The organism is Citrobacter sp. Cy070 (assembly GCF_030332245.1).
In the GTDB taxonomy this organism is placed as follows: domain Bacteria; phylum Pseudomonadota; class Gammaproteobacteria; order Enterobacterales; family Enterobacteriaceae; genus Citrobacter; species Citrobacter youngae.
The window spans coordinates 18,217-36,352 of sequence record NZ_JAOWIG010000043.1; the positions used below are offsets into that span (position 1 = coordinate 18,217).

The 18,136-nt window shown below is 53.3% G+C and carries 19 protein-coding genes and 1 pseudogene; 8 read left to right on the forward strand and 12 right to left on the reverse strand.

What is annotated here, in order from left to right; genetic code table 11:
- Nucleotides 1-170 precede the first annotated feature (170 nt).
- The 7 genes from mhpT to OGY19_RS04185 form a co-directional block, all read right to left on the reverse strand.
- Nucleotides 171-1,385, reverse strand: a complete 1,215-nt coding sequence (gene mhpT, locus OGY19_RS04155; protein WP_115602357.1) for a 3-(3-hydroxy-phenyl)propionate transporter MhpT — start codon at nucleotides 1,383-1,385, stop codon at nucleotides 171-173.
- 68 nt (nucleotides 1,386-1,453) lie between these two features.
- Nucleotides 1,454-2,467: a 4-hydroxy-2-oxovalerate aldolase gene (mhpE, locus tag OGY19_RS04160; RefSeq protein WP_115600878.1), complete on the reverse strand. Its 1,014-nt coding sequence runs from the start codon at nucleotides 2,465-2,467 to the stop codon at nucleotides 1,454-1,456.
- The gene (gene mhpF, locus OGY19_RS04165; RefSeq protein ID WP_115600879.1) at nucleotides 2,464-3,414 is read right to left on the reverse strand and encodes an acetaldehyde dehydrogenase; all 951 of its coding nucleotides are present in this window, start codon (nucleotides 3,412-3,414) and stop codon (nucleotides 2,464-2,466) included. The genes mhpE and mhpF overlap by 4 nt, the downstream gene beginning before the upstream one ends.
- The gene (gene mhpD, locus OGY19_RS04170; RefSeq protein WP_101742697.1) at nucleotides 3,411-4,220 is read right to left on the reverse strand and encodes a 2-keto-4-pentenoate hydratase; all 810 of its coding nucleotides are present in this window, start codon (nucleotides 4,218-4,220) and stop codon (nucleotides 3,411-3,413) included. Before mhpD ends, mhpF begins: the two co-directional genes overlap by 4 nt.
- A gap of 9 nt (nucleotides 4,221-4,229) precedes the next feature.
- Nucleotides 4,230-5,096 carry a 2-hydroxy-6-oxonona-2,4-dienedioate hydrolase gene (mhpC, locus tag OGY19_RS04175; protein ID WP_115600880.1) on the reverse strand — a complete coding sequence of 289 codons (867 nt, stop codon included), beginning with the start codon at nucleotides 5,094-5,096 and terminating at the stop codon, nucleotides 4,230-4,232.
- A gap of 28 nt (nucleotides 5,097-5,124) precedes the next feature.
- Entirely contained in the window at nucleotides 5,125-6,069 is a 945-nt protein-coding gene (mhpB, locus tag OGY19_RS04180; protein ID WP_115600881.1) for a 2,3-dihydroxyphenylpropionate/2,3-dihydroxicinnamic acid 1,2-dioxygenase, read from the reverse strand.
- Between the two features lies 1 nt (nucleotide 6,070).
- Nucleotides 6,071-7,735, reverse strand: coding sequence for a bifunctional 3-(3-hydroxy-phenyl)propionate/3-hydroxycinnamic acid hydroxylase (locus tag OGY19_RS04185; RefSeq protein ID WP_115600882.1), 1,665 nt, complete (start codon nucleotides 7,733-7,735; stop codon nucleotides 6,071-6,073).
- Nucleotides 7,736-7,926: 191 nt separating this feature from the next.
- Here OGY19_RS04185 and OGY19_RS04190 point away from each other — a divergent pair, with 191 nt between their 5' ends.
- The 5 genes and pseudogenes from OGY19_RS04190 to OGY19_RS04210 all read left to right on the forward strand — a co-directional run bounded on the left by OGY19_RS04190 (nucleotide 7,927) and on the right by OGY19_RS04210 (nucleotide 11,339).
- Entirely contained in the window at nucleotides 7,927-8,739 is an 813-nt protein-coding gene (locus OGY19_RS04190; protein ID WP_115602358.1) for a DNA-binding transcriptional regulator, read from the forward strand.
- Nucleotides 8,740-8,873: 134 nt separating this feature from the next.
- Nucleotides 8,874-9,185: a putative quinol monooxygenase gene (locus tag OGY19_RS04195; RefSeq protein ID WP_048212491.1), complete on the forward strand. Its 312-nt coding sequence runs from the start codon at nucleotides 8,874-8,876 to the stop codon at nucleotides 9,183-9,185.
- 148 nt (nucleotides 9,186-9,333) lie between these two features.
- Nucleotides 9,334-9,411 (forward strand): annotated as a pseudogene (locus OGY19_RS04200) (type A chloramphenicol O-acetyltransferase); the annotation flags it as partial.
- Nucleotides 9,412-9,482: 71 nt separating this feature from the next.
- Nucleotides 9,483-10,691 (forward strand): IS256 family transposase, encoded by a 1,209-nt coding sequence (locus OGY19_RS04205; protein WP_032028744.1) that lies wholly within the window; start codon nucleotides 9,483-9,485, stop codon nucleotides 10,689-10,691.
- A complete protein-coding gene (locus OGY19_RS04210) occupies nucleotides 10,692-11,339 on the forward strand; it encodes a CatA-like O-acetyltransferase (RefSeq protein ID WP_286596242.1) in 648 nt (215 codons plus the stop codon).
- Between the two features lie 125 nt (nucleotides 11,340-11,464).
- On the opposite strand, the gene OGY19_RS04215 is transcribed toward OGY19_RS04210, so the two are convergent.
- From OGY19_RS04215 to OGY19_RS04230, 4 genes are all read right to left on the reverse strand, one after another.
- A complete protein-coding gene (locus tag OGY19_RS04215) occupies nucleotides 11,465-11,917 on the reverse strand; it encodes an acyltransferase (RefSeq protein WP_048212493.1) in 453 nt (150 codons plus the stop codon).
- Between the two features lie 237 nt (nucleotides 11,918-12,154).
- Nucleotides 12,155-12,871: a YebC/PmpR family DNA-binding transcriptional regulator gene (locus OGY19_RS04220; protein ID WP_048212494.1), complete on the reverse strand. Its 717-nt coding sequence runs from the start codon at nucleotides 12,869-12,871 to the stop codon at nucleotides 12,155-12,157.
- 432 nt (nucleotides 12,872-13,303) lie between these two features.
- Nucleotides 13,304-13,780 carry a cold-shock protein gene (locus OGY19_RS04225; protein WP_048212495.1) on the reverse strand — a complete coding sequence of 159 codons (477 nt, stop codon included), beginning with the start codon at nucleotides 13,778-13,780 and terminating at the stop codon, nucleotides 13,304-13,306.
- Between the two features lie 86 nt (nucleotides 13,781-13,866).
- Nucleotides 13,867-14,112, reverse strand: a complete 246-nt coding sequence (locus OGY19_RS04230) for a YmjA family protein (RefSeq protein WP_048212496.1) — start codon at nucleotides 14,110-14,112, stop codon at nucleotides 13,867-13,869.
- Between the two features lie 406 nt (nucleotides 14,113-14,518).
- Between OGY19_RS04230 and OGY19_RS04235 the strand changes: the two genes are divergently transcribed.
- Entirely contained in the window at nucleotides 14,519-15,295 is a 777-nt protein-coding gene (locus OGY19_RS04235) for an MBL fold metallo-hydrolase (RefSeq protein ID WP_115600884.1), read from the forward strand.
- Nucleotides 15,296-15,313: 18 nt separating this feature from the next.
- Entirely contained in the window at nucleotides 15,314-16,264 is a 951-nt protein-coding gene (locus OGY19_RS04240; RefSeq protein ID WP_048212498.1) for a GlxA family transcriptional regulator, read from the forward strand.
- On the opposite strand, the gene OGY19_RS04245 is transcribed toward OGY19_RS04240, so the two are convergent.
- Nucleotides 16,261-16,869, reverse strand: a complete 609-nt coding sequence (locus OGY19_RS04245) for a class I SAM-dependent DNA methyltransferase (RefSeq protein WP_048212499.1) — start codon at nucleotides 16,867-16,869, stop codon at nucleotides 16,261-16,263. The genes OGY19_RS04240 and OGY19_RS04245 overlap by 4 nt on opposite strands.
- Before the next feature lie 154 nt (nucleotides 16,870-17,023).
- On the opposite strand from OGY19_RS04245, the gene OGY19_RS04250 reads away from it, so the two are divergent.
- The gene (locus tag OGY19_RS04250; RefSeq protein ID WP_147293158.1) at nucleotides 17,024-18,118 is read left to right on the forward strand and encodes a LacI family DNA-binding transcriptional regulator; all 1,095 of its coding nucleotides are present in this window, start codon (nucleotides 17,024-17,026) and stop codon (nucleotides 18,116-18,118) included.
- The last annotated feature ends 18 nt before the right edge of the window (nucleotides 18,119-18,136 follow it).

Here is an 18,136-nt window from a genome sequence, read left to right on the forward strand (position 1 = left end):
GCCGGGCGCTTAATGTCGGGTGGGGATTAATAATCAGATACAAAAAGGGTCGCCAGCTCATAACGCCTCCGTTGCCAGGCTTTATGTAAACTCTGGCAACGTCCTCACCGACTGGCGTTCACCCGGAAGTGGGAACCGTATCTCCCCCACTCATACCACCGAATGAGCGCTTAAGCACCGCTGGCCGGGACCGGCATCTGCGATTTGCGGTTCATCAGAATAAATACCGCCAGGCCCGCCACTAAAATACCCGGCGCTGAAGCTGCCATCACCCCCACTGTTCCGGTGCCAAGCGCTAACATTTTCCCTGCCAGCAGCGGACCGCTCATCGCACCCAGACGCCCGACGGCGACAGCGGTACCCACGCCGGTGGCGCGGATCTGCGTGCTGTAAAACAGCGGTGCCAGCGCATACAGCACGCTTTGCCCCCCGGTGGCAAACATCCCCGCCACAAATCCCGCCATCAACATGCCGCTCAATGACGATACCGTGCCCAGCGCCAGTAATGATGCCAGCATCCCGGTGTAGATCAGCAGCGACATGACCACCGGACGTAGTTTGTCCATCAACGCCCCGAGGATTAAGGTGCCGCTGGCCGCACCAATTTGCAGGGCAAACATCACGCCCGCCGCCTGCGAGGGCTGAAAGCCCTGCCCGACCAGCAGCATCGGCAGCCAGTTGATCAGCATATACACCACCAGTAGGGTGAAGAAATAGCACAGCCACAGCAGCAGCGTGGCTGTCGCGGTGGTTGGCGCAAACAGCGCGCGCAGCGGCGCGGCAGCCACCTGCGTTTGTTGGGCGTAAACCTGCGATTCCGGCAACCAGCGCATCAACAGCGGTACCAGCAGCAGCGGGATCACCCCGCCAACCCAGAACACCGTTTGCCAGGCGGAGGCCAGACCGCTAAACCCGAGCGCTGCCGCGAGCGCCGCGCCAATCGGCACACCGCAATACATCAGGCTCACCGCCGTACCGCGAAAACGCGGACCCGCCGCCTCAGAAGTCAGCGCGATCAGGTTCGGCAACGCCGCGCCCAGCCCGACGCCGGTCATCAGGCGGGCAAACACCAGCGATGAGAAATCCCAGGATATCGCTGTTGCCAGCGAGAACAGACCGAACAGCGCCACAGAGGCAATAAGAATGCGTTTGCGGCCATAGCGATCGGCCAGCATGCCGCCCACCAGCGCGCCGGGCAGCAGCCCGAGAATGCCCGCGCTGAAGATCCAGCCCATCTGCATTTTATCCAGCGCAAACGCGTGAGCGATACCGACGGCAGCGATCCCGGCAGCCTGTAAATCCAGCCCTTCCATCAGGGCGACTAAAAAACACAGCCCGACGGTCAACGTCAGGCGGGATGAGGATGCGGGGGTACGAGTAGTCATAAGATGTACCTCTGAGGTCACGATGCAGGTGAATCGCGGCTGATACGTTGCCAGCCGCGTAATCATTTTTATTTTCTGTTACGCAGATCCAGCGCCACGTCGACGATCATATCTTCCTGGCCGCCCACCATCCGGCGTTTGCCCAGTTCCACCAGAATATCTACCGCGCTCAGGCCATAACGCGCCGCCGCCACTTCGCAGTGGCGCAGGAAGCTGGAGTACACGCCGGCATAGCCCAGCGCCAGCGTTTCGCGGTCCACCCGCACCGGGCGGTCCTGCAGCGGACGCACCAGATCGTCGGCAGCGTCCATCAGCGCATAGAGATCGGTGCCGTGCTGCCAGCCAAGCTTATCCGCCGCGGCGATAAATACCTCCAGCGGCGCGTTGCCTGCGCCTGCGCCCATACCGGCCAGGCTCGCATCGATACGATCACAGCCCTCTTCCACCGCGGCAATCGAGTTCGCCACGCCGAGGCTCAGGTTGTGGTGGGCGTGCATCCCGGTTTCCGTCTCCGGCTTTAGCACCGCTTTCAGGGCGCGGAAGCGGTCACGGATATCAGACATGTTCATCGCCCCGCCTGAATCGACCACATAGATACAGGTCGCGCCGTAGTTTTCCATCTGCTTCGCCTGCTGTGCGAGGTTTTCCGGCGTGGTCATATGACTCATCATCAGAAAGCCGACGGTGTCCATGCCCAGTTCACGCGCATACTGAATATGCTGGGCCGACACGTCCGCTTCGGTACAGTGGGTCGCCACGCGCACGACGCGCGCCCCAGCCTGATATGCATTTTTCAGGTCATGAATCGTGCCGATGCCCGGCAACAGCAGCGTGGCAATCTTAGCGTGCTTGACCACGTCCGCCGCCGCTTCAATCCACTCCAGGTCGCTGTGCGCGCCAAAGCCGTAGTTAAAACTGGAACCCTGCAGACCGTCGCCGTGCGCCACCTCAATGGAATCGACCCGTGCGTCGTCCAGCGCTTTGGCAATCTGGCGCACGTTTTCCAGCGAATACTGGTGACGAATAGCGTGCATGCCGTCGCGCAGGGTCACGTCAGAGATATAGAGTTTTTTACCGTTCATGCTGCTTCTCCTGCCTGACGAGTGAGTGACTGCGCCATCTTCTCAGCGGTCGCCAGCGCACTGGAGGTCATAATATCGAGATTGCCCGCGTAGGCTGGCAGATAGTGCGCCGCGCCTTCCACTTCCAGATAGACGGCAGTTTTCAGCCCGGAGAACTGACCGATGCCCGGCAGATTGACCGGTTTATCCTGCGGGATGACTTCAAACTGCACGCGCTGCTTCAGGCGATAGCCCGGTACGTACGCCTGTACCGCCGCCGCCATCTCATTAATCGATGCTTCAACTTCAACCTCAGAGGCCGCTTCGCTCAGCACATACACCGTGTCGCGCATCATCAGCGGCGGCTCGGCCGGGTTAAGGACGATAATCGCTTTACCTTTTGCCGCGCCGCCAACCACTTCAATCGCCTTCGAGGTGGTTTCGGTAAACTCATCGATATTAGCGCGCGTGCCTGGACCCGCAGATTTACTGGCGATCGAGGCGATAATTTCGGCGTAATAGACTTTTGCCACGCGAGAAACTGCCGCCACCATTGGGATAGTCGCCTGCCCGCCGCAGGTCACCATATTAACGTTCTGCTGATCAACGTTGGCCTCCAGATTCACCACAGGCACGCAGTACGGGCCGATTGCCGCGGGCGTCAGGTCGATCAGGCGGATCCCCGGTTTAGCAGCACGCAGCGCGGCGTCGTTTTTCACATGCGCGCCCGCGCTGGTGGCGTCAAATACGATATCGATATCGGCAAACTCCGGCATCGCAATAAGCCCCATCACCCCTTCATGGGTAGTGGCGACGCCCATACGACTGGCGCGCGCCAGCCCATCGGATTGCGGGTCGATACCGACCATCACCGCCATTTCCAGATGCTTCCCGTGACGCAGAATTTTTATCATCAAATCGGTACCGATGTTGCCGGAGCCGATAATGGCCACCTTACGCTTACTCATGACTGACTTCCTCTTGTAACCGCCGCGGAAAAAGTGGCGGCAACTGAACCAATACCGTCGATATGGGCCTCGAAACGATCGCCCGCATTCACCGCCACCATCGGGCCTAACGCTCCGGTGAGAATGATATCTCCGGCACGCAGCGGCTCGCCAAGGCTGGCCATTTTGCGCGCCAGCCAGACGGCGGCGTTGATGGGATGTCCCAGGCATTCGCTGCCGCGCCCGCTGGACACTTCTTCGTTGTTGCGCGTCATTTTCATCGCGCAGTTTTTCAGATCTAATCCTGCCGGACGCTGTGCCGGGCCGCCGACCACATACACCCCGCAGGAGGCGTTATCCGCCACGGTATCAACAAACTTGATTGACCAGTCACGGATACGGCTGCCGACTACTTCCAGCGCGGGCAGCACCCACTCGATGGCGTTATACAGCTCGTCAAAAGTAGTGTCGGCATTGGGCAGATCGCGGTTCAGTACCAGCGCGATTTCCGCTTCAATACGCGGTTGCAACACGCGCTCAAACGCAATGGTGTCGTTATCGCCGTAACACATGTCGGCAAACAGCGTGCCGAAGTCCGGCTGATCGACGCCCAGCTGCTGCTGCACTTTCGGGTGCGTCAGCCCTACTTTGCGCCCGACCACGCGCCGCCCGCGCGTCACCTCGTACTGCACATTGATACGTTGAATGGCGTAGGCCGCTTCGCCGTTGTCCACGCCGATCAGTTCACGCAGCGGGGCGATAGCTTCCCCTTTTTCCTCCGCCAGACGTAAATCGGCGGCTAACTGCTCAAGATTAAGATTGGTCATGTCCGTTCCTTAAGGGCGTGCGAGGAAATTCAACACCAGCTGATTAAAGGCATCCGCATGTTCCCACTGCGCCCAGTGTCCGCAGTCGCGGTAGATGTGCAGCTCAGAACCGGCAATCCCGGAGAGCAGGCGCAGACCAGCATCCATCGGCACGAAGCGGTCATTGCGTCCCCAGACAATCAGAGTTTGGGCTTTAATTTCCCCCAGGCGCGGGCCGAAGTCCGGGAACTGTTTCGGGTTGGCTTCGAGGCTTTTCACAAAGTTGTCCAGGTGATCGCGGCGCGACAGCATATTGTTCAGACGCGCTTCAAACAGCGCCTCAGTGAGATCGCTGGTATCGAAGACAAAGATATCCATCATCAGCTTCAGGTTCTCGATAGTTGGCGCGCGGTACAGCTGATTCAGCCGCTTAATACCTTCGGTCGGCATCGGGGTAAACAGGCTCATGCCGCCCGTTCCGCCGCCCATTAGCACCAGTTTGCCCACGCGCTCCGGCCAGCTCAGGGTAAACGCCACAGCACTGTGGCCGCCCATCGAGTTACCCAGCAGGTGGACTGTTTGAATATCCAATTGATCAACCACGCTTTTCAGGATGCGAGCGTTGAGATCGGATCGCGAACCGCGGTTAACGATCCCATCGCTTTTGCCCCAGCCAGGACAATCCAGCAGGATCACCCGGTATCCGGCCTGTACCAGCGGATCAATATTGCGGCTGAAGTTTGCCCAGCCCGTCGCGCCAGGACCGGAGCCGTGCAGCAGCACGACGGTCTCTTCGCCCTGTCCACAGTCATTGAAATGCACGCGTAGTGTTTCGCCTGCTTCCTGCACCTCCAGAAAACGACTGGTCGCGGCTTCGGTTTGCGGTTGATAAGTCATGGTTTTCTCCTGCATATTCAGTTCTGTTTTAGTTCTGTGTGGTGGCGCTCAGGGAGCCGAATCCGGCGATCCACTCCGGGATCGGGCGGTAATAACGGCCTTCGCTGCGCCAGTTGCCAAAGGCAGAAATGGCGGCGAAGGCGGCAACCCAGGTTTTTACTTCGTGCGTTGATTTGCCCGCCATCGCGGACAACTCTTCGTTACTGACCGCGTCCAGCTCCTGCAAACGCCCCTGCTCAAGCAGGCTCATAAAGCGGTTATCCCAGACAGGGTTCAGCGGATGCAGCGTGTTTTGATCGGCCACGAATTTCTCGGCGGCGCTGATCACCCGCTGCTGGCGCAGCTCGCGCTCGTTTTCGGGCAGTTGTTTACCGCTGCCAAGCAGACGGTCGCGCATATGAGCATCGGCCTTCGCCAGCTCCGGTACCGGCGGCTGATGCGACAGCCCGCCGGAGCCTAAAAACAGTACGCGTTTATTCAATGAGCTGGCGAAACGGCCAATCGCTTCCCCGAGCATGCGGGTACGCTGAAAGCCTGGCAGCGGCGTGGCGACACCGTTAATAAACACCGGCAGCACAGGCACCTTATCCAGCCCACCAAGCAAGAACTCCAGCGGCTGGGCGAAACCATGATCGACCTGCATGTTGTAGGACACGGCGAGATCGATGCCGCTTTTCATCACCGCGTGGGCGCAGGCTTCAGCGAGATCTGTCGGCACCGGCAGTTCCCCCGCCGCGCTGCCGAAATCGCCGATCGCCGTGGCTCCCACGCCTAAACAGAACGGCGGCATCACATCGTAAAAAAAACCGTTGTAGTGATCGGGGGCAAACAGCACCACCAGTTCAGGGTCAAACGCCGCAATGCGCGCCCGGGCGCTGGCGATCACGCCGTTGACCTCGTCGAGCACAGCCTGTGCTGGGTCGACATAGCCCACCAGCGGCGAGTGGGAAAGACAGTGAAGATAAGCGTGCATATCAGGCCACCTTTTCAACAGGAATATCGGCAGTAGCGCGGGTAAGCGTCATCACCGACGCCAGTTTATTCAGGGTACTGCCCAGAGTTTGCGGAATAGCGATGGCGGCCACAAAGCGGTCCGGGCGCATCACCACCAGCGAAGCGTTGTGCTGGGCAAACCACGTGCGCAGGCGGTTTTGCGTATCGCCAATGCGGATAACGCCGTCATAGTTATCCTGCTCGGTATGAATCTGCGTATCCGGCACCACCTGGATAAACCGCGTGCCCAACGCCTGCCACTGTTGGATCTGCGCCTCGCTCATGCCCCACAGCGGGTTACAACCCCAGCCAATCACCGCAAAATTCGGCCCGATGACATTGTCGAGCAGCGTCACTTCACCCGATTCCAGCGTCACCTTCGGCTGGATAAACATCTTGCCGACCGGAGACGTTTTCGCATCGCCTTCACGCACCAGCGCCCCGGAGTGGTACTGCGGCATCGGCTTAAAGCGCATTTCAAGGAAGTAGCGTTTGACCGGCGGAATGTAGTTCAGCAGCCAGGAAACCCCGTCGCGTACCACACCGTGCCAGCGTTTTGGCGGTGCCAGTACGTTGCCTGCGGTCACGGAGAGGTCGATCATCGCTTTGGCGTGGTCGCGGCGTTCCTGCTGGTAGGTATCCAGCAGCGCATCACCAGCTTTGCCCTTAATGACCAGCGCCAGTTTCCACGCCAGGTTGAAGGCATCGCGCATGCCGCTGTTGTACCCCTGCCCCTGCCAGACCGGCATAATGTGCGCCGCATCGCCGGCCAGCAGCACGCGGTCAATGCGAAAACGTTCGGCCAGACGGGCGTTATGGGTATACACACGCTGGCGGATCAGTTCGACGTTATCCGGGTTCGGCAGCACTTTGCTCAGCAACTGGCGCATATTTTGCGGCTCACTGAGTTGCGCTTCGGTTTCTCCCGGCATCACCATAAATTCAAAGCGGCGTACCGCATGTGGCAGCGCAGCGGAGACATACGGGCGCACCGGATCGCAGCACAGATACACATGCGGCGTGCTGAGCGGATCGTTGGCGATATCCACCACAATCCACTGATTTGGCGCGGTTTTGCCTTCAAATGGCACATTCAGCGAACGTCTGACGTTGCTGGCCCCACCGTCGCAGGCCACCAGCCACTGGGCCTTCACCGTTTCGCGCTGGCCGTCCGGCGCTTTCAGATTCAGCGTTACTTCACCGTTCTGTTGGCTGAAGGCTTCCAGTTCGCGGGAAAACAGGCAGCGCACGCTGGGAAAACGCGACAGCCCTTCCAGCATCACCGCATCCACCTGCGGCTGAATAAACGCGTTGCGGCGCGACCAGCCAAATTCGTCGGTCATCGGCTGGATATCAGCAAAGCAGCGGCCTTTCGGGGTGAGAAAGCGCATCGCGTGCCACGGCGTAGTATGCGGCAGCACGTTTTCGACCAGACCAACGGACTGCATGGTGCGCAGCGCTTCATCGTCAATCCCGATAGCGCGGGGATAGTCGATCAGCGTGTCGAGCTTCTCCACCACCAGCACTTCAATGCCCATCTGGCCCAGATAGTTGGCCATCATTAGCCCCACCGGGCCGGCTCCGGCAATCGCGACCTGTACGGTGTGCTGCACAGCGGGTTGGATATCAGGGTTTATTGTTGTCATTTCAGAACCTCACGACTCGGACAAAACGCAATTGCAGACCCTGGCGAGGCGCAATTCATTTTGTTAAAAAGATGTAAATTATTTTTTATTGTGCGGTCAGTATAGGAGTGAGTTTTTGCGCTACAATCAAAACATGCCTGGATGTGCACTAAGTGCACAACGTTGTTTTACCTTTAGATTTGTCAATAAATATGAAAAATGATGACGGTACTGAATACAAAACCGTACGCGGATTAACGCGCGGATTAATGTTATTAAATATGTTAAACCGGCTCGATGGTGGAGCCAGCGTTGGCCTGCTGGCTGAGCTGAGCGGCCTGCACCGCACTACGGTCAGGCGGCTGCTGGAAACGTTGCAGGATGAGGGTTACGTCCGACGCAGCCTGTCCGATGACAGCTTTCGCTTAACCATCAAGGTCCGTCAGCTTAGCGAGGGATTTCGTGACGAGCAGTGGATTTCTGCGCTGGCCGCCCCGCTGCTGGGGGATTTGCTGCGCGAGGTGATCTGGCCGACCGACGTTTCCACGCTGGATGTGGACGCGATGGTGGTACGTGAAACCACTCACCGCTTCAGCCGCCTGTCGTTTCACCGGGCGATGGTCGGGCGTCGTTTGCCATTGCTGAAAACCGCTTCCGGCCTGACCTGGCTGGCATTTAGCCCGGAGAATGAACGTCAGGAACTGATTGAAATGCTGGCCTCCCGGCCAGGAGAAGAGTTCCAGCTGGCGCGCGAACCCTTAAAGCTCGACGCCATTTTGACCCGGGCGCGGAAAGACGGTTTTGGTCAGAACTATCGCGGCTGGGATCAGGAGGAGAAAATCGCTTCTATCGCCGTCCCCATCCGTAGCGGACAGCGGGTGATCGGCTGCCTGAATCTGGTGTATATGGCCAGCGCCATGACCATCGAACAGGCCGCAGAAAAGCATCTTCCGGCCTTACAAAGGGTGGCGAAACAGATTGAGGACGGCGTCGAGTCGCAGGAGATTTTGGTTGCCGGGAGGTGAAGTGGATCACAGTTATGCGCATCATCTGATTGATAGTTGGGATGACTCACTCATCAGCCGATATCACGCGGTGTCATCTTGCTTTAATGATATCTTCATTGCAGAGTGTGCATTCATTTTTGCCAGGAGGCTGTATGTTAAAGGTCATTGCCGAGGATTTCATCAAACCTGAGTATATTGAAACCGTTCTCCCGTTGTATCGTGAGCTAATATCGGCCACCAGGAAAGAACCGCGCTGCATTGCTTATGACCTCTATATTGATGAAAAAGATCCGGGCCATTTTATTTTCATCGAAGAATGGCCAGACCACGCGGCTCTCGATGAACATTGTGCCAGTGAGCATTTCCGGCGACTTGTGCCGTTAATCGATCAATACACGCGCAAAGAAGCACGTTACACACTGATGAATGACATCGTAAATCCAGGGGCGCAAAGTCTCTTGTGAAGAGGCTTTAATCCTTCTTCCTGTATAAGGATACGCTACTCTCGCAAATGCGTTCGCTGGTAACATGCTTCGGGACATGCAGCCTGATTACGTCATGGAAAGACTTAGGCTAAAATATGATATTTGATTGCAAATCAAAGGATAAAAAGTGAAAAAAACAACTCCAGAATATACGGCTGTTGACTTGTCTCGTTGGCCAAGGAAAGAGCATTTTGAGGTATTTCAGAGACTGTAAATTAAATTGTGTAATTGCCTGAATTTGCTATGTTCATATTCACAACGGAGTCAGGCAACATGATGAACGAACAAAAACTAAAAGACCTTGCAGCAGAATTTGCTAAAGGAATCAAAACAGAAGACGATCTCAATCAATTCACCCGATTGTTGACTAAACTCACTGTTGAAACGGCTCTCAATGCCGAACTTACCGAACATCTCGGACATGAAAAGAATGCTCGTAAGAACGGTTCAAATGCTCGTAACGGTTATTCCAGTAAGACCGTGCTGAGCGATGATGGTGAGATTGAGATCACCACACCACGAGATCGTGATGGCACATTTGAGCCACAGCTAATTAAAAAGAATCAGACTCGTATCACGCAAATGGATAGCCAAATTCTATCCCTTTATGCCAAAGGCATGACTACCCGTGAAATCGTGGCTACTTTCAAAGAAATGTACGATGCTGATGTATCGCCAACGCTTATTTCCAAGGTGACTGATGCTGTTAAGGAGCAAGTCGCTGAATGGCAAAACCGTCCGCTGGATGCACTCTATCCCATCGTCTATATGGACTGTATTGTAGTTAAAGTCCGTCATAATGGCAGTGTTATCAACAAGGCTGTATTCCTTGCCTTAGGCATTAATCTTGATGGACAGAAAGAACTGCTCGGCATGTGGATGGCTGAGAATGAAGGTGCAAAGTTCTGGCTGAATGTCCTGACTGAGCTTAAAAACCGAGGGTTGCAGGATATTCTGATCGCCTGTGTGGATGGACTAAAAGGCTTTCCTGATGCCATTAACAGCGTATACCCGCAAACCCATATCCAGCTGTGCATTATCCATATGCTGCGTAACAGCTTGAAATACGTATCATGGAAAGATTACAAGGCGGTCACTCAGGATTTAAAAGCCGTTTATCAGTCACCTACTGAAGAGGCAGCCTTGATGGCCTTGGATCAATTCGCCCAAACATGGGATGACAAGTACCCACAGATCAGCAAAAGCTGGCGTACACACTGGGAGAATCTAAATACCTTCTTTGCTTATCCAGCCGAGATACGCAAAGCCATCTATACCACCAATGCGATCGAATCATTAAACAGCGTAATACGTCAGGCGATCAAAAAGCGTAAAGTCTTTCCAACGGATGATTCTGTACGTAAAGTGATTTACCTGGCCATTGATGCAGCATCTAAAAAGTGGAATATGCCGATTCGCGACTGGCGTTTAGCCATGAGCCGCTTTATTATTGAATTCGGTGACCGCTTAAGCAATCACCTTTAAATTGATGAAAAGCAATTACACAAAATTATTTACAGGCTCGTATTTCAGTCTTTTGCTCAAAGTACAATTAACCAAACTGTTCTGTTAGACATTACCGCAGTACTAAAACATATAAAAGAGATTGGCTGGAAATTTTACCCTACTATGATTTCCCTCCTTGCTAAAGTTGTCAACAAGCATACTGAATTCCGTATGGCTATAAAGAACAATGAGCTTGTCATATGGAATGAAATTCATCCAAGCTATACCATTTTCCATAATGAAACTGAGACTTTTTCATCATTATGGAGCCGCTACGATGGCAATATTCATCACTTCCAAAACACTTATTCAGAAGACGTTGCACGCTATTGTAATAATCTTTCTTATTGGCCGAAGGGAGAGTCTCCGGAAAATGTATTTTTTGTATCGGCTATCCCTTGGGTAAGTTTTACCAGTTTTAATATCAACATTGCGAACATGCAGAACTTTTTTGCCCCCATGTTCACACTTGGGAAATACTATGAACAAGATGGGAAAGTAGTGTTACCTCTCGCCGTTCAGGTACATCACTCCGTGTGCGATGGCTTCCATTTAGCACGATTAATCAATGAACTACAGGAAATGAGTCATGACCTACGGCACCATTCAGAGGAACGCAACGTCTGATGCAGCAGACGTTTCTTTATATGGCGTGAGCAGCAAGAATAGTCGCCATGTCCGCAAACAAGAGGAGTCGACATGAACGGTCTGGGAAGAACATAAATTTGGGTTCGCAATGGCAAGGGTAATACTTAAAGCTTTCGCAAAAGTCTGGCCGGATTGCCAGCATACACGCCTTTTACCAGCACGGGCTTTATCACCACACTACCGGCACCAATCACCGCACCACTGCAAATTTCCGTTGTTAAAATTGTGGCTCCACTGCCCACCGTTACTGCGTTACCTAATACAATATTAATCCAGCTTTTTGCAGAAGCGTCAGGACTTCCGCTCTTGAAAAGATCGTTAGCAAAGGTCACGCCATGCCCTATAAAGCAGTCCTCGCCTAAGGTAACGTTTTCACAGATGAAAGTATGGGACTGCACTTTAGTTCTGTCGCCTATGACGCATCCCTTTTGTATCTCAACAAATGGCCCGACAAACACATCATGACCCAACTCGCATTCATAAAGATTCACAGGCATGACTATTGTGACATTTTCACCTTGTTTTACGTCACGAATACCACTTTCAATAATATTCATATCAGCACTGTCCTTACTCAAGATAATACGCTTCAGTATTGAAGACCTGAACTTGCAGGAGCGCCTTTGCCATTTATTATCAGATAGTTTAGGCCAGGAATTTCAATTAATGCGTTTCTTTTAGCGATAGTATTTTTATCTGTTCATTATAATCAACACATCTTATCAGACATGTTGATCATAACAAACTTACAATTTATAAAATCTGCCATAATGACAGATTTCTTTAATTTATAATCAGAGATTTGCAACGTTATGATATACTTTTTGAACATCATCATCATCTTCAAGGGCATCAACAAGTCCTTCAAAGATTTCTAAATCTTCTGGTGAAAGTTCAACTTCTGATTGAGCAATCATTTCTAATTCTGTGGTTGAGAATTCAGTAATCCCAGCTGCTTTGAGGGCTGCAATTCCTTTATGAAGATCTGTAGATTCAGTATAAATAATGATGTTGCCTTCTTCTTCGGTAACATCACGTACATCCACTTCAGCATCAAGCAAAATTTCAAAAATACGGTCAGGGTCTGTTCCCGCAAATACAATCACGCCAGTATTGTCAAACATATAGCTGACAGCACCCGCCGCGCCAATATTCCCGCCTTTTTTATTGAAGATTGAGCGAATATTAGCAATCGTGCGGTTAACGTTTGAAGTCAGGGTTTCAGCTATAATCATGGAACCACTTGGACCAAAGCCTTCATAACGCCCTTGCATGAACGTTTCGTCGCTGCCACCTTTGGCTTTATCAATAGCTTTATCAATAACGTGCTTTGGAACCTGGGCTTGTTTCGCACGTTCAATAACGAATTTTAAAGCTGTGTTTAATTCTGGGTCTGGTTCACCTTGTTTAGCCGCAGCATAGATTTCCACACCGAATTTGGAATATACTTTAGACGTTGCACCGTCTTTAGCCGTTTTTTTACCAACAATATTGGCCCATTTACGTCCCACTGGAATAGTCTCCTCGAAAATTTATTTACATGACAGGCAGCTTAATAAGCTGCCTGTTTTTCCCGCCATATTATATCACTATATGTAAATTCTCGTCTATGAGAAATAAAAACATCCAAACCTTACGGAGTGTTACTTTAATTTCATCAATAATTAACATTATGGATAAGTTACTACATAACTTTCTGCTGATTTTTCTATTTTTATTTTTAACACTGGCGCAGCAACAATAATAGATAAGACAAGAGAATCAAAAGTAATAACCCCGGCAAAGTACCACTTTCACTTCTTATATAAAACGTTCACATCTGCTTCTGACACAAAGAAGCTTTTGCCCCCATATACCTACCCGATCTGACTGAATGCAAAAAAAAACCGAAACCCTGCTTTTGAAAAGAGCAGCGTTTCGGCATTCATTCACTCTGAAGGACGTCAGACTTTCAGCAGCTTCACCGTCTCGTCGATGTCGATTTCATCTTCCGAGAAGATCAGCGTCGTGCCCTGGAAGGTAGTGATCGCCAGCTTTTTCAGTGTGCGCATTTCGCCAGGCTTCACGTCTGATTTCGGTCGGATGCTGTTCATCAGCACGCCGACAGACAGCACCGCGTTTTCTTTGTCGATACGGGTTTCAACCGGCACTTCTTCGCTGTACACCAGGTATGACTTGATCGCCGTGAGCTTCAGGCGCTCGCCCGCGATATAGATGTACTTGCTGTCGGGTATGACTTTCACCGCATAGGCAGACAGGCCTTTGTTGTTGGTGGTGGGTTCAAAAGTCACCGCCGCGTCTTTCTTGATCAGCTCAGGATTAGCAACCTTAATCACATGAAAATAGCGGTTGTCGCCGTTTTCATCTTTGATAAATCCAAAGCCTTTATCTTTAAACCACGTTGTGATTGTTCCGTTCATTGCTGTTTCCGTCTGATTAAACCGAATACTCGTAGAGTATACCTACTCAATTTGCGCGCAGTGTAAAACACAGGCCCCGTCTTTGGCTACTCGTTACCCCAGCGATTGAGGAACTCCGCAATGTCATCAATACGCTGTGCGTCGACGCCGGCGACAGTTGCCATCTCCTGCTGCGCGTCTTCGCTGATCTCTTCGTTGTTCATCAAACGGGTGATCAGCTGCTGGAAGTAGTGCGCCAGCGCATCGCGTTCGGCATCGTTCACCGGCTTTGCAGCCTCGGTCGCGTACTCATCAGCGATATCATAATATTTTAGCGGAATGTCGTTGTTCATCAGGTGCTCCGGGGTAAGTGCGTGTGCCAGCAGTTGCCTGCCGCGTCTGGAGCGAATGATAGCATTGTTATTTCATGGTTCGCGATCTGTTTCCTGGCTGTAATGTGTTGCATAAATCAACAATATTGTCTGGAACCACTTCGCATTTAATTAATTCTCCTGAATTAAAATGACTGTTTCTTTATTTAGCTCGGTATAATAGCCGCAGAGTAAATAATGCAGAAAAAAGGAAAGTATACGTTTATTAATTTAGATAATGAGACGGCGATTAAACGCCATAAATAACGTTCTCTGCAGGCTGGATGCGATTGGCCCAATCCCATCGTTAGTCGCCCATTTGCCCACATTCATCTTCTGGACAACACTCTACGATGATACCACTGACCCAACACGCAGAGCGCACACCATGAACATCACGCAAATCCGTAATGCCACACAGCACATCACCTTTGGTGGAATGACTTTTCTGGTCGATCCTATGCTGGCTGCGAAAGGCGCATATCCGGGTTTTGCCGGAACAGCACGTGCCGAAATTCGCAACCCAACCGTCGATCTGCCCATCGACATTGATACCCTGCTTAATGTCGATGCGCTGATCGTCACCCATCTGCATGAAGACCACTGGGATGAAGCTGCGGCGCGCATCGTGCCGAAAGACAAACCAATCTATGTGCAAAATGACCATGATGCACACATACTGCGGGGGCAGGGTTTCACACAACTCACCGTGCTGACGCAAAATACCGTGGTCGGCGCTATCACTCTGCGTAAAACCGGTGGCCAGCACGGCTCAGATCGCGCCTATGCCATTCCACAAATGGCAGAACGCCTGGGTGATGCCTGTGGCGTTATCTTTATGCATCCGGCGGAAAAAACGCTGTATCTGGTCGGGGACACCCTCTGGCGCGACGAGGTGGAAGCCAACATGCATACCTTCCAGCCAGGCGTGGTGGTTCTGAATGCGGGTTTTGCCCACGTCATCGGTTTTGGCCCAATTATCATGGGTGCGGAAGATGTGCTGAAAACCCACTTCACCTTACCCGAAGCACACATTGTGGCGACCCATATGGAGGCGATTAACCATTGTCTGTTGACCCGCGCGGCCCTGAAAGAGTACGCCCGCGACAACCAGATTGCGCAATATGTCAACGTGCCGGAAGATGGTGAAACCCTGGCATTTTAATCTCTACAAAGGAATCGTATGCAGCCGCTTAACGTCGCCATTGTTGCCGTGGAAGATTTCAGCCCGTTTCACTTCTCGGTGCCGTGTATCATTTTCAGTGACAAAATGGCGGTGAAAAAGCGCTTTGAGGTGCAGATGTGCGGCGAAAAACCGGGCATCATCTCCTCGCAGGATGGTTTCTCCATTACCGCAACCCACGGCTATGAAGCGGTGGAGGCTGCCGACATCGTGGTGATCCCCTGGTGGGGCACCACCGCGCATCGTCCACCACAAAGCCTGCTTGGTGCGCTCAACCGCGCGCGACAAAACGGCGCGCAGATTGTCGGGCTGTGTCTGGGCGCGTTTGTCCTCGGCTATGCGGGGTTACTGGACGGTAAACGAGCGGCTACGCACTGGGAGTTCGAGCAGGATTTTCAGGCGCGCTTCCCGGCGGCCCAGTTGGATATCAACGCACTGTACGTGGATGACGACGGTATTATTACCTCAGCAGGTACCGCCGCCGCGCTGGATTGCTGCTTGTACGTAATTCGCCAGCGTTTTGGCAGCACGGTGGCGAATCAGATTGCCCGACGGATGATTGTGCCACCGCATCGTGAGGGCGGTCAGGCGCAGTTTATCGAACAACCGGTAGCGAAAAATACCCAGGATCAGCGCATTAACGCCCTGCTCGACTATTTGCGCCAGCATCTCCACGAACCGCATAATCTCGACGAGCTGGCACAGCGGGTGATGATGAGTCGTCGCACTCTAACCCGTCATTTTATGAAGGCCACCGGGTCAAGCGTGGCTGAATGGCTGATTACCGAGCGCCTACACCGCAGCCAGATCCTGCTGGAGTCCAGTCAGTTACCCGTTGAACGCATCGCCGAACAGGTAGGTTTTCTCTCCCCCGTCACCTGGCGGCAGCATTTTAAATCCCGCTTCGGCGTCAGCCCGGCTGAATGGCGTAAAACCTTTCGCGGCGATTAACCTCTTTTTTGCGCCAGCCAGATGGTGTGCCCGGTACAGTGCGGATCTTCCATCACCCTCTCAATCACCGTAAAACCGTGCATCGACAGCAATGCGTGATACTCATCAGGCGCGAGGCTGGCGTGAAACAGCGGCTCACCCTCAAATTCCCCCATCGCAATGCCGTTGTCCGTGCCGCTGGTAAACATCAGCGCGCTGCCGGGATGACTGAGCCGGTCAAAAATGGGGAACATCTTTTGCTGGTCCAACTGGGTTAAATGGAAAAAGCTGTCCCAGGCGATCAGACCGTCGAATGTCTCGTTAAGCGCCAGCTCACGCATATCCTGCTCCAGCCAGCGCTGTGCGGGAAAAGAGTGCCGCGCCCGCGCCAGCATTTCCGGGGAACCATCAACCCCCGTCAACTGAAAACCTTGCTGGATAAAATAACCCGCAATCGGCTGACCGTTTCCGCAGCCAATATCCACAATATGGCCCTGCCCGCCCATCACGTTGATGAACTTGTCCAGCCAGCTTTTCTCAAACAAGGCGCGTGAGCGCTGGCGGGCAAAAGCCTCCGCATGGCGTCGGTAAATGGACAGGATATTATTTGCCGCAGAGTCGCTCACGATGTCCTCACTTTTTAATCTGATAAGTTTAACGACGATAAATCCTCCCGCACACGATCCGCAACCCTGGAATGCGCCTCGCAGAACCTATGCGTAAATCCCCCAAAATCGTCCCGCTGTGGCATCATAGCGCGCAGATAACATCATGACAGGGGTGATAAACGTGAAACCGGTAACGCTATACGATGTCGCAGACCATGCAGGCGTCTCTTACCAGACCGTCTCGCGCGTCGTGAATCAGGCCAGCCACGTTTCCGCAAAAACCCGACAGAAAGTTGAGGCCGCGATGGCGGAACTCAATTACATCCCCAACCGCGTCGCACAGCAACTGGCAGGCAAACAGACGCCGCTGATTGGCGTTGTAACGGCGAACCTTGCCCTGCATGCCCCCTCACAAATCGTTGCCGCCATAAAATCCCGCGCCGACCAGTCCGGCGCCAGCGTGGTGATCGCCATGGTCGAGCGCAGCGGCGTTGAGGCGTGTAAAACCGCGGTCCACAACCTGCTTTCTCAGCGCGTAACCGGGCTTATCATCAACTATCCGCTGGATGAAGAAGACGCCATTGCCATGGCCGCCGCCTGCGGTACAGTGCCGGTACTGTTTCTCGATGTCTCTGACCAGACGCCGATTAACAGCGTGATTTTCTCCCATGATGACGGCGCTCGGCTCGGCGTTGAACATCTTGTACAGCATGGTCATCAGCGAATCGCCCTGCTGAGTGGGCCGCACACTTCAGTTTCGGCAAGGCTTCGCCGTGCGGGCTGGCATAAATATCTGGCGCACTACCAACTACGTCCCATTGTAGAACGTGAAGGTGACTGGAGCGCCATGTCCGGCTTTCATCAAACCATGCACATGCTTAACGACGGTATCATTCCAACCGCTATGCTGGTCGCTAACGATCAAATGGCGCTGGGCGCAATGCGGGCAATCAGCGAGTCTGGGCTGCGAGTTGCAGCGGACATCTCCGTGATCGGCTACGACGACACCGAAGACAGCGCCTGCTACATCCCGCCGCTGACCACCATCAGGCAGGATTTCCCCACTCTCGGACAGACCAGCGTTGACAGGCTGTTGCAGCTTACGCTGGGTATGTCCGCCCCCGGCAATCTGCTGCTGCCGGTCACGCTGGTCGAACGGAAAACCGTACTGCCGCCTGACGCACAAACCACCACGCCTCAGGTGCTGGCGGAGTCGTTGATGCAACTGGCGCGTCAGGTCTCTCTGCTGCCATCCGGCGAGCGCTAATTACTGTGAGTCAGTTCA